The sequence below is a fragment of the Stenotrophomonas sp. 22DLJC03 genome, assembly GCF_056861405.1.
The window spans coordinates 16,454-28,216 of sequence record NZ_JBSPUG010000006.1 but is presented as its reverse complement, the minus strand read 5'-3'; the positions used below and the strand labels follow the sequence as shown (position 1 = coordinate 28,216).

General features: G+C 66.8%; 6 protein-coding genes. 4 read left to right on the top strand and 2 right to left on the bottom strand.

What is annotated here, in order from left to right; genetic code table 11:
* Positions 1-34: 34 nt before the first annotated feature.
* The 4 genes from prpF to pbpC all read left to right on the top strand — a co-directional run bounded on the left by prpF (position 35) and on the right by pbpC (position 10,343).
* Positions 35-1,213 (top strand): 2-methylaconitate cis-trans isomerase PrpF, encoded by a 1,179-nt coding sequence (prpF, locus tag AC13GA_RS17965; protein WP_482998690.1) that lies wholly within the window; start codon positions 35-37, stop codon positions 1,211-1,213.
* Positions 1,214-1,365: 152 nt separating this feature from the next.
* Positions 1,366-2,826 (top strand): bifunctional 2-methylcitrate dehydratase/aconitate hydratase, encoded by a 1,461-nt coding sequence (locus AC13GA_RS17960; RefSeq protein ID WP_482998689.1) that lies wholly within the window; start codon positions 1,366-1,368, stop codon positions 2,824-2,826.
* A gap of 178 nt (positions 2,827-3,004) precedes the next feature.
* The gene (locus tag AC13GA_RS17955) at positions 3,005-7,912 is read left to right on the top strand and encodes an alpha-2-macroglobulin family protein (protein ID WP_482998688.1); all 4,908 of its coding nucleotides are present in this window, start codon (positions 3,005-3,007) and stop codon (positions 7,910-7,912) included.
* Positions 7,913-7,961: 49 nt separating this feature from the next.
* Positions 7,962-10,343 carry a penicillin-binding protein 1C gene (gene pbpC, locus AC13GA_RS17950; RefSeq protein WP_482998687.1) on the top strand — a complete coding sequence of 794 codons (2,382 nt, stop codon included), beginning with the start codon at positions 7,962-7,964 and terminating at the stop codon, positions 10,341-10,343.
* Positions 10,344-10,456: 113 nt separating this feature from the next.
* Here pbpC and AC13GA_RS17945 read toward each other — a convergent pair whose 3' ends face one another.
* Complete coding sequence (locus tag AC13GA_RS17945) at positions 10,457-11,032, bottom strand: ferritin-like domain-containing protein (protein ID WP_046985087.1); 576 nt, start codon at positions 11,030-11,032, stop codon at positions 10,457-10,459.
* 29 nt (positions 11,033-11,061) lie between these two features.
* Complete coding sequence (locus AC13GA_RS17940) at positions 11,062-11,544, bottom strand: peroxiredoxin (protein ID WP_046985088.1); 483 nt, start codon at positions 11,542-11,544, stop codon at positions 11,062-11,064.
* Between the last annotated feature and the right edge of the window lie 219 nt (positions 11,545-11,763).

Sequence of the window (11,763 nt, the reverse complement as noted above, 5' to 3'; positions counted from 1 at the left end):
CAACGGGCCGTCTTTCATTGCAAGGAACCGTTCCATGGCATTTCTCCCGCAACTCCGTATTCCCGCCACCTACATGCGCGGCGGCACCAGCAAGGGCGTGTTCTTCCGCCTGCAGGACCTGCCCGAGGCCGCGCAGGTGCCGGGCGCCGCGCGCGATGCGCTGCTGATGCGCGTGATCGGTTCGCCCGATCCGTATGGCAAGCAGACCGACGGCATGGGGGGCGCCACCTCCAGCACCAGCAAGTGCGTGATCATCTCCACCGCCTCTGTGCCGGATCACGATGTCGACTATCTGTACGGCCAGGTCTCGATCGACACCGCCTTCGTCGATTGGAGCGGCAACTGCGGCAATCTCAGCACTGCGGTGGGTCCGTTCGCCATCGCCAACGGCCTGATCGATCCTGCCCGCGTGCCACGCGATGGCCTGTGCACCGTGCGCATCTGGCAGGCCAACATCGGCAAGACCATCATTGCCCATGTGCCGATGCGCGATGGCGAAGTGCAGGAAACCGGTGATTTCGAGCTGGATGGCGTGACCTTCCCGGCCGCCGAGATCCAGCTTGAATTCATCGATCCGTCCGATGACGGCGATGCGGGTGCGATGTTCCCGACTGGCAATCTGGTCGACACTCTTGACGTGCCTGGCGTGGGCAGCTTCGAGGTGACGATGATCACCGCCGGCATTCCGACGATCTTCCTCAACGCCGCCGACCTGGGTTACACCGGTACCGAGCTGCAGCCGGTGATCAACGAGGATAAAGGAGCGCTGGAGCGCTTCGAGAAGATCCGCGCCTACGGTGCAGTGCGCATGGGCCTGATCTCGAAGCTGGAAGACGCGGCCACCCGTCAGCACACGCCGAAGGTGGCCTTCGTGGCGCCGGCACAGGACTATGTGTCGTCCAGTGGCAAAGCTATCCCGGCGTCGGCGATCGACCTGCACGCGCGCGCGTTGTCGATGGGAAAACTGCACCACGCGATGATGGGTACCGCCGCCGTGGCGATCGGCACTGCAGCGGCAATTCCCGGAACACTGGTCAACCGTGCTGCAGGCGGCGGCGAGCGCGAAGCGGTGACCTTCGGTCATCCCTCCGGCACATTGCGCGTGGGTGCGCAGGCGGCACTCGTTGACGGGCAGTGGACAGTAAGCAAGGCCATCATGAGCCGCAGTGCCCGCGTGCTGATGGAAGGCAAGGTGCGGGTGCCGGCCGAGTAACCAGCAGGTCGGCGCTGGCATCACACGCTTCGGTAGATGCCAACCTTGGTTGGCATGGCATTGGCACCGCCCGGGCAATCTCCAGCGCCAACCAAGGTTGGCGACTACCGGGATGCGCGGCCTGACCTGCTTTTCTGAAGAGGAGATCGACGATGTCCGGCAACCACACCCCATCCAACGAGCGTGCAGCGTGGGATGCGCTGCTGGTGGACATCGTCGACTACGTGCGCGACGCGCGCATCGACTCACCACTGGCGTTCCAGACCGCGCATCACTGCCTGCTTGACACGCTGGGCTGCGGCCTGGAAGCGCTGTCCTTCCCGGCCTGCAGCAAGCTGCTCGGTCCCGTGGTGCCGGGCATCAGCGTGGTCAATGGCGCGCGCGTGCCGGGTACGCACTACGTGCTGGATCCGGTGCAGGCCGCCTTCAACCTTGGCGCAATGGTGCGCTGGCTGGATTTCAACGACACCTGGCTGGCCGCCGAATGGGGCCACCCGTCGGACAACCTGGGCGGCATCCTCGCCGTCTGCGATTGGCTGGGACGCAACGCGCAGGCCCTGCGTCGCCCACCGCCGACCGTGCACGACGTGCTGCTGGCGATGATCAAGGCGCATGAGATCCAGGGCGTGCTGGCGCTGAAGAATTCCTTCAACCGGGTCGGGCTGGACCATGTGGTGCTGGTCAAGGTGGCGACCACCGCCGTGGTCGCGCAGTTGCTCGGGCTTGATCGCGAACGCATGCTCAATGCAGTGTCGCTGGCCTGGGTCGATGGCCAGGCGCTGCGCACCTACCGGCACGCGCCCAACACCGGTTCGCGCAAGAGCTGGGCCGCCGGCGACGCCACCAGTCGTGGCGTGCGCCTGGCGCTGATCGCGGCAACGGGCGAAATGGGCTATCCGAGCGTGCTCAGTGCACCGACCTGGGGCTTCGAGGCAGTGTCCATGCATGGCCAGGCACTGACGCTGGAGAGACCGTTGGGCAGCTATGTGATGGAAAACGTGCTGTTCAAGATCAGCTATCCGGCCGAGTTCCACGGCCAGACCGCGGTGGAGGCGGCGATCACGCTGCACCAGCAGCTGCGCGTGGCCGGCAGGCGCGTCGAGGAAATCGAGCACATCGCGATCCGTACCCAGCAAGCCTGCATCCGCATCATCGACAAACAGGGTCCACTGCATAACCCGGCCGACCGCGACCACTGCGTGCAGTACATGATCGCCATCGCGCTGCTGCATGGGCGGCTGGTGGCCGAGGACTATGAGGACGACGTCGCCGCCGATCCGCGCATCGATGCATTGCGCGCGAAGATGGCCTGCCACGAGGATCCGCAGCTCAGCGCCGACTACCTGGACCCGGGCAAGCGCAGCATCGCCAACGGCCTCAGCGTGCGCTTCAACGATGGCAGTGAACTGCCGGAGGTGCTGGTGGAGTACCCGCTGGGCCACGCCCGCCGCCGCGGGGAGGGCATTCCGCTGCTGATGGACAAGTTCCGCCGGCACCTGGCCCACCGCTTCCCGACCGCCCAGCAGCAGCGCATCCTGGCCGCCTCGCTGGACCCGGTGGCGCTGGCGGCGACGCCGGTGACCGATTACGTGGACCTGTACCTGCCGGGGTAGGGTGGCGTTGGTGGGTGCCAACCTTGGTTGGCACGGGCCCAACGGCAACCAAGGTTGGCGACTACCAACCCCGCCGGGCATGGCCCGGCGCTACCGTTCCGATGCATTCCTGCCGAATTCGCGTCAACACCTTGACGCGGCCTGCCTATAATGGCCGCCTCGATCAAGGAGTGACGACATGAGCGGTCCGGCACGGCGGAAGCGGTGGGGATGGGCGGCGGCGGTACTGGCAGGAGGCCTGGTGCTGGGCCTGGCCGGCTGCCGCAACGACAGCGGGCAGCTGCCCAAGACCAGCGGTGAAGCCATCACCACCAAGGCCGAGCAGGTGAAGGAATTCACACTGCTGCGCGCCTACCCGGACCAGAAGAATGACGGCCTGTCGCTGGCGCTGGAGTTCTCGCGTCCGCTGGTCGGCACCCAGGATTTCGACAAGCTGGTGCGCTTCGAGGAGAAGGTCGGCACCGACGACAGCAGCTGGACGCTGTCCGATGACGGCCTGACCCTGCGCTATCCGTTCGTCGAGGCCGGCAAGGAGTTCAGCCTGGTGGTCTCGCCCGACCTGCTGGCCGCCGATGGCAGCCGGCTGGGCAAGGAACTGAAGCAGAAGGTGTTCAGCGGCGAGCTGAAGCCGGTGGTTGGCTTCGCCTCGCAGGGCAGCGTGCTGCCGGCCAAGGACAGCCGCGGCCTGCCGGTGGTCTCGGTGAACGTGCCGGAGGTTGACGTCGAGTTCCTGCGCGTGCGCGAGAAGGACCTGCCGACCTTCTTCAGCCAGTACCAGCGCGGCGGCCGCCGTGGCAGCTGGGAGCTGAGCAGCGACTACGAGCGCAGCCCGATCAACAAGCTGGCCGAGCCGGTCTACGTCAACCGCTTCATCCTCGGCGGCAAGAAGAACGAGCGGGTACTGACCTACCTGCCGACCCAGGACATCAAGGAGCTGCAGGAGCCGGGCCTGTACTTCGCCCTGCTCAAGCGCACCGGCGACTACGAAGGCGAGTTCGATACCGCGTTCTTCTCGGTCAGCGACATCGGCCTGCATACCCGTGCCTACAAGGACAAGCTGTTCGTGCACACCGCCGGCCTCAAGGACGGTGCGCCGCTGAAGAGCATCGACCTGCGTGTGCTCGACGCCAAGGGCGAGGTGGTGCTGAAGGGCAGCACCGACGGCAACGGCAATGCGCTGCTGAACTACACCCTGGATGCCACCCACGTGCTGGTCGCCAGCACGGGCAAGGACACCAGCTTCCTGCCGTTCAACCAGCCTGCGCTGGACCTGAGCGAATTTGCCGTGGCCGGTCGTGACAATGCCTGGTTCGACGTTTACGCCTGGTCCGGCCGTGACCTGTATCGCCCGGGCGAGACCGTGCGTCTGTCCGCCCTGCTGCGTGACAACGACGGCAAGCCGGTCAAGGCACAGCCGGTGTTCCTGCGCCTGAAGCAGCCCGACGGCAAGACCTTCCGCGAAACCCGCCTGCAGCCGGGCGAGCAGGGATACATCAACTTCGAGCAGGTCATTCCCACCGAGGCGCCGACCGGGCGCTGGCAGGTGGAGTTCCGCACCGATCCGGCCAGCAAGGAGGCGATCCAGGGCATGACCCTGCGTATCGAGGAGTTCCTGCCCGAGCGCATGAAGCTGGACCTGGACAGCGCGCAGAAGACGCTGAAGCCGGGCGAGGACCTGCGCCTGCAGGCCAATGGTGCCTACCTGTACGGTGCGCCGGCGGACGGCAACCGTTTCACCGCGCGCATGGCGGTGGCCGCCGAGCAGCAGCCGGTCGAGGGCCTGCCGGGCTACTTCTTCGGTGACCCGACCCTGCAGCTGCCGCGCGAAGCCAAGGACGTGATCGACACCACGCTGCCGGGCAACGGCCAGCTGCGTGAGGATGTGGCGTTGCCGGAAGAGGCGGCCAAGGCCAAGGCGCCGATCGCCGTGGTGCTGTCCGGCAGCCTGTATGAAACCGGTGGCCGTACCGTCACCCGCACCCTGAAGCGGGTGATGTGGCCGGCCAACGCGCTGGTCGGCGTGCGCCCGCTGTTCAACCCCGAGGATGGTGCTGACTCCAACGGCAACGCACGCTTCGAGCTGATGCGCGTGGATGCTGCCGGCACACCGCAGCCGGCCAAGGGCCTGAAGATCACCCTGGTGCGCGAACTGCGCGACTACCACTGGACCTTCAACGACAACCGCTGGGACTACGATTTCACCCGCCGCTTCGAGAACAAGGAAACCCGCACCGTCGATGCCGGCAGCAGCGCGGTCGCCTTCGATTTCCCGGTGGAGTGGGGCGAATACCGGGTGGACGTGTTCGATCCGTCCACCGGCCTGACGAGTCGCTACCCGTTCCGTGCTGGCTGGAGCTGGGGCGATGACAACCGTGGCCTGGATGCACGCCCGGACAAGGTCAAGCTGGGCCTGGACAAGACCGGCTACAAGGCTGGTGACACCCTGGAAGTGACGGTGACCCCGCCGCATGCCGGCAAGGGCATCCTGATGGTCGAGACCGACCGCATGCTGTACGTGCAGGACATCGAGGCCAAGCCGGGTTCGACCTTCAAGATTCCGGTCACCGCCGATTGGGAGCGCCACGACGTCTACATCACCGCACTGGTGTTCCGCGGCGGCAGCGCGCCGAGCAAGATCACTCCGGCCCGTGCCGTGGGCGTGGTGCATGTGCCGATGGATCGCAAGGGGCGCACCGTAGCCGTCGGCCTGGCCGCGCCCAAGCAGATGCGGCCGGAGCAGGACCTGCCGGTGACGGTCAGCGCGCCGCAGCTGGCCGGCAAGATGGCGCACGTCACCGTCTCGGCGGTGGACGTGGGCATCCTCAACATCACCCGCTTCCCGGTGCCCGATGCCGGTGCGCACTTCTTCGCCCAGCGTCGCCTTGGCATTGATGCCTACGACATCTACAGCCGGGTGATCGAGAGCTTCGACGGCGGTGCCGGCAAGCTGAAGTTCGGTGGCGACATGGCGCTGCAGGCATTGCCGCAGGCCAAGCGCCCGACCGCGCGCGTGCAGACCGTGGACCTGTTCTCCGGCCCGGTGCAGCTTGATGCAAAGGGCATCGCCCGCATACGCCTGAAGGTGCCAGACTTCAACGGCACACTGCGGGTGTCTGCGCTGGTCTACAGCGATGACCAGTACGGCAAGCGTGACGTGGAAACCGTGGTGCGCGCGCCGATCCTGGCCGAAGCCAGCATGCCGCGCGTGCTGGCCCCGGGCGACCGCAGTACGGTGACCCTGGACGTGCAGAATTTCACCGGCAAGCCGGGCCAGTTCAACGTGAAGGTGGAAAGCGAAGGCCCGCTGAACCTGGGCGAGGGCAGCCGCAGCGTGCAGTTGAATGCAGATGCCAAGACCACGCTGAGCTTCCCGCTGTCTGCACGCGAAGGCCACAGCGTGGCCAAGGTGCGGGTGCGGGTGGATGGCAACGGCTTCAAGGCCGACCGCCGCTACGAGCTGCCGGTGCGTGCGGCGTGGCCGCAGGTGCTGCGTTCGCAGGTGCGCACGCTGGATCCGTTGGCGGCGGTCAGCCTCGACAACAGCCTGACCGATGGCTTGATGTCCGAGTCGGTCAATGCCCGCCTGCTGGTCAGCCCGCTGCCGCCGATCCCGTTCGCCAGTGCGCTGCAGGGCGCGTTGAACTACCCGTACGGCTGTGCCGAGCAGACCACCAGCAAGGGCTATGCGGCGCTGATCCTGGACCAGGCGACATCGTCGATGCTCGGTGCCGACGGCCTGGATGCCAAGACCCGCCGCGAGCGCATGGAAGGCGCGTTCGGCCGCCTGGCGTCGATGCAGGTGGCCAACGGCAACTTCTCGATGTGGGGTGACGACGGCTATGTGAACCCGTGGCTGACCCCGTACATCACCGAGTTCCTGCTCGACGCCAAGGACGCCGGCTTCGCGGTGCCCGACAACGTGCTGCAGAAGGCACTGAACCGGCTCAGCGAGGACCTGCTGTCCGGTGGCAACCAGTTCTACGGCCAGGAGGATCGCGAGAAGCTGAAGTTCGCCAACCAGGCGTACTCGGGTTACGTGCTGGCCCGGGTCAACCGTGCGCCGCTGGGTACGCTGCGCACGCTGTACGACAACGAGCGCAGCAAGGCGGTGGGTGGCCTGTCGCTGGTCCACCTGGGCGTGGCGCTGTCGCTGCAGGGCGATGCCAAGCGTGGCCAGGCGGCACTGGCCGCGGCCTTCGCCAAGTCCAGCAGCGAACGCCCGTCGTACTTCGGCGACTACGGCAGTGCGATCCGTGATGACGCGCTGATGATCGCGCTGACCCACGAAAACAAGCTGGCCAAGCCGGCCTGGGATGCACGTGCGGTTGATCTGGGCCGTGGCCTGGATGCGCGCCGTAATGCGGGCTGGATGTGGCTGAGTACGCAGGAGCAGGTGGCCATCGCCCGTCTTGGCAAGGCCCTGGCCGCCAACCAGAAGGCACTGGTGGCCGGTGAACTGGTGATCGGTGGCAACACCGAGACCATCGGCGAGCGCAAGCTGTTCGGCCGCAACTTCAGTGCCAGCGAACTGGCCAGTGGCGTGCGCTTCACCCCGCAGGGGCAGCCGCCGATGTTCGCCAGCATCGACGTGGCCGGCATTCCGCGCAGTGCGCCCGCACCGGACAACCGCGTGCTGGGTATCGAGCGCAGCTACTTCGGCACCGATGGCAAGCCGTGGTCGCCGCGTCCGCTGAAGGAGGGCGAAGCCCTGATCGTGCGCGTCACCGTTACCGCCGACACCACGATGCCCGATGCATTGCTGACCGACCTGTTGCCGGCCGGCCTGGAGATCGAGAACTTCAATCTGGGCGATGCCAAGCAGTGGGCCGATGTGGTGGTTGATGGCATCACCATCAGCGACCGCGGCGAAGCTGCCGACACCAAGCACGAAGAGTTCCGCGACGACCGCTATGTGGCCGCGCTGAAGCTCTCGCGTGGCAGCAAGGCCAACGTGTTCTATCTGGTGCGCGCGGTGACCCCGGGTACTTACTCGGTGCCGCCGCCGCTGGTGGAGGACATGTACCGGCCACAGCTGCGCGGCGTTGGCCGCAGCAACCCGACCACGATCACGGTGGTACAGCCGTGACCACGCGGACGGGCCGCGACGGCGCGGCCCGTCCCGCTGGCAACCTGCAATGAAAGACGCAATGAAGACCCGGCTGGCGGCCCTGCGCCGCCGGCTGCGGCCGCTGTGGCCATGGTTGCGCTGGGGCACGGCCGCCACGCTGGCGCTGCTGCTGGTGCTGGATTTCGCTTTTCCGCCACCGCTGCCGAAGCAGCGCGATACCAGCACCCTGGTGGTTGCCGCTGATGGCACGCCGCTGCGCGCGTTCGCCGATGCCGAGGGCGTGTGGCGCTATCCGGCATCGATCGACAGCGTCTCGCCGCTGTACCTGCAGGCGCTGCTGACCTACGAAGACCGCTGGTTCTGGCGCCATCCGGGCATCAATCCGCTGGCGATCCTGCGTGCCAGCGGCCAGCTGCTGCGCGGTGGCCGCATCGTGTCCGGTGGCTCGACCCTGACCATGCAGGTCGCACGCATCCTCGACCCGCATACGCGTACGCCCTGGGGCAAGCTCAAGCAGATGCTGCGCGCAGTGCAGCTTGAGGCGCACCTGAGCAAGCAGCAGATCCTGGCCCTGTATCTGGAACGGGCGCCGTATGGCGGCACCATCGAGGGGGTGGAAGCGGCCAGCTGGGCCTACCTGGGCAAGCCGGCGGCGCAGCTGTCGCATGCCGAGGCCGCGCTGCTGGCAGTGCTGCCACAGGCGCCGAGCCGGCTGCGTCCGGACCGTCATCCGGAAGCAGCGCAGAAAGCGCGGGACAAGGTGCTGTCACGCATGGCCGAACTGGGGGCGTGGACGCCGGAAGAGGTGGAAGACGCGCGTATCGAGAACGTGGTGGCGCGCTCGCTGCGGCCGCCGCTGCACGCCGCATTGCTTGCGCAGCGCCTGCATTCGGCGCATCCAGGACAGGCACGCATCCAGAGCAGCATCGACATCGGCCTGCAGCGCACGCTGGAAGAACGCGTGGCCAGCTATTTCTCGACGCTGCCCGAGCGCACCTCTGCCGCGTTGCTGGTGGTCGACAACCAGACCCTGCGGGCGCGTGCCTATGTCGGCACGTTGTCCTTCGGAGACCGTCAGCGCCTCGGCCACGTGGACATGGTGCAGGCCTGGCGCTCGCCGGGCTCCACGCTGAAGCCGTTCCTGTATGCGATGGCACTGGATGACGGCCTGATCCATTCGGAAAGCCTGCTGGTTGATGCGCCACAGAGTTTCGGCAGCTACCGACCCGGCAATTTCGACATGGCCTTCAATGGGCCGATCGGCGCGTCCAGCGCATTGCGCCTGTCGCTCAACGTGCCCTCGGTGGACCTGCTGCAGCGGGTCGGGGCTGCGCGCTTTGCTGCGCGGCTTTCACACTCCGGCATCCAGCTGCGCTTCCCGCCGGGCAGCACGCCCAACCTGTCTTTGATTCTGGGCGGTACCGGTGCGCGGCTGGAAGATCTGGTCGGCGCGTTCGCCGCGCTCAACCGCAACGGCATTGCTGGACGTGTGCGTTACACCGATGACGAACCGATGATCGAGCGGCGCCTGGCCTCGCCGGGCGCAAGCTGGATCGTGCGCGAAATGCTGGAATCGAACCCGCGCCCAGGCTACAGCGCTGGCACCTTCGATGTTGGCGCTCGCCCGCGCGTAGCCTGGAAGACCGGCACCAGCTATGGCTATCGCGATGCGTGGGCGATCGGTAGCACGCGCCACTACACCGTGGGCGTGTGGGTGGGACGGCCGGACGGCACACCGTTACCCGGCCAGTACGGCGCGGTCACCGCGTTGCCGTTGATGTTCGAAGTGGTCGACAGCCTGCCGCGCCAGCGTGGCGACTCGGCGGCCGCACCGATGCCGTCCAGCGTCAGTGAGGAAGAGATCTGCTGGCCGACCGGCGAACGCGCCGAAGGCCTGCCTCCAGCGTTGTGCCAGCGGCGGATGCCGGCCTACCTGCTGGATGGTGCCGCACCGCCAACCTTCCCCGAGCGCGAAGCACGACGTTGGCAGCCGGGCCGGCAGCGTTACCTCGCTGACGCGCGCACCGGCCTGCGTGTGTCGGCGGACTGCCGCGTGCCACATGAGGAAGTGCCACGGGAGATCGCGCGCTGGCCGGCGCTGCTGTCGCCGTGGTTGCCCAAGGCCACGCGCGAGGCCTCGCAGTTGCCAGCGCTGTCACCGGATTGCCGCGATGACGGGCGCGATGCCAGCGTGGCGCTGCACATCGACGGTCTCAACAACGGTGCCACCCTGGCTCGTGCACCCAATGCCGAACACGGCGTGCGCCTGCAACTGCGCGCGCTGGGCAGCGAGCAGACGGTGGACTGGCTGCTGGATGGCCGCTGGATCGCGCAGACCCACGGCGCACAGTTGATGCAGCGCGAGTTCGCCGAGCCGGGCACACATACGCTGACCGCGCTGGCGGCGGATGGCGCGTGGACGCAGGTGCGGTTCAACGTCCTGCGGTAGGTGCCGACCTCGGTTGGCGCTCGGTCCAGCGCCAATGACACCTTCGTGCTCTGGTAGGTGCCAACCTTGGTTGGCACGTGGCGAAGCGCCCACCAAGGTGGGCATCTACCGGATCATTCCCCGATCCACCCATCCAGCAGGTCGGCAAACTCGTCGGCGTGCTCCTCTTCCTGCGCCAGGATCTCTTCAAGGATGCGCTTGGTGGTGGTGTCGCGGTCGCCGATGAAGTTGATCATCTCGCGGTAGCTGTCGATGGCGATGCGCTCGGCCACCAGGTTTTCGCGGACCATGTCGCGCAGGTCACTGCCTTCCTTGTACTCGGCATGCGAGCGCGCGGTCAGCGTATCGGGGTTGAAGTCCGGCTCGCCGCCAAGCTGGACGATGCGCTCGGCCAACTTGCCGGCATGCGCCTGTTCCTGCTGTGCATGTTCCAGGAACTCGGCTTTGATCGCGTCGGCCAGCATGCCCTTGGCCATGAAGTAGTGCCGGTAGTAGCGCAGCACGCACACGTACTCGGTGGCCAGTGCATCGTTGAGCAGCTTGATCACCGCCTTGCGATCGGCGCTATAGCTGTCGGTGATCGCCCCATCTTCGATGTTGCGCCGGGCGCGCTCGCGCAGGGTCTTGCGATCGCTGATGCCGGGTACCTTGGCGGCAGGCTTGGGAGCTTTGGCTGGCTTGGTGGACATGGCTGGCCGTTTCCTCTTGCGGTGGAAGATCAGGTGGGCAGGTGCTCCAGCACGTAATCGGCTGATGACACCTCGAACTGGCCGGGCTGCTCGATCCACGCTGCGCGGACCACGCCGTCGACCACGTACAGGGCAAAGCGGCGCGAACGGATGCCCATGCCCGAGGCGCTGGCATCGAGTTCCAGGCCGAGCGCGCGGGTCAGTTCGGCGTTGCCGTCGGACAGCATCAGCAGGCCGTCTGGCACGCTCTGGTCGGCGGCCCAGGCCTTCATCACGAACGGATCGTTGACCGCCATGCAGTAGACGTCGATGCCGCGCTTGCGGAATGCATCGAATTTCTCGACGAAGCCGGGCAGATGGCGTGCCGAGCAGGTCGGGGTGAACGCGCCGGGCACGGCGAACAACACCACCTTGCGCGCATCGAACAGCGAATGCGTATCGAGTGTTTCGATGCCCTCGCGGATACGCTTGAGGGTCACTTCCGGAATGCGGTCGCCGACATGGATGGTCATGGGGAACTCCTTGCAGGGGCAGGCTAGTGGGCCGGATGGGACAGACGCGTCAAGACATTGGAAACCCGGTGTGCAGGCCCCATCTTCAGGCTTTGTGGCAGGGGCTTCCAGCCACAGCGTGGGGCATGGGGATGGCAGCCGCATTGCGCAGGATCAGTCGGCCTCACCGGGGCCGCACGAGGGGCGGCGTAGCATCGCCGGCGCGTAGAATGAACCCGG